The organism is Flavobacteriales bacterium (genome assembly GCA_021296215.1).
Classification (GTDB): Bacteria; Bacteroidota; Bacteroidia; order Flavobacteriales; family ECT2AJA-044; genus ECT2AJA-044.
In genome coordinates, this window is sequence record JAGWBA010000107.1 from 1 (window position 1) to 465 (window position 465).

Annotated in this window: 1 protein-coding gene; it reads right to left on the bottom strand. The window is 53.8% G+C overall.

What is annotated here, in order from left to right:
• Positions 1 to 125: 125 nt before the first annotated feature.
• Positions 126 to 465 (bottom strand): hypothetical protein (locus tag J4F31_11930; protein ID MCE2497267.1); only part of this gene is annotated, 340 nt, incomplete at its 5' end.

A 465-nucleotide genomic window follows, 5' to 3' on the forward strand; every position in this document is an offset into this window, starting at 1 on the left:
CTGACACTCCTCCCCCTGCATTGGGGATATTTAAACACAATGCTTGTTGAATGTCAGATTAAGTCTAGACTATTACAGTTTATTCAAGAAATATATTGGTTACGTTAACTCCTAACCGATAGTTGTTACGATCGTTTCTTGAAAGCTCCTGTGAGACGTGTCAAGGGCGGGGAATGCGCGCCAGCGTATCCGGGCAGGTTTTCCGCTTCGTTGTACCCGGGAATAATGACTGCGACCGGACGCGAGGCGGATTGTTCCTCGGTTTCTCCGATGCCCAGTACCTGTCCCACCGACTGTTCCGGCGGGAGAACTCCCAGGAAATAGGCGATGGTGGCCGCCACATCCATGACGGATTGGGATTCATCGATGGCGCCGCTGGTCTCAAATCCTTCGCCCCAAAGAATGCACGGCACATACCGCTCCGAAGGGCTCATGTGGCCATGCCCGCCGATGCCGATGCCCTGG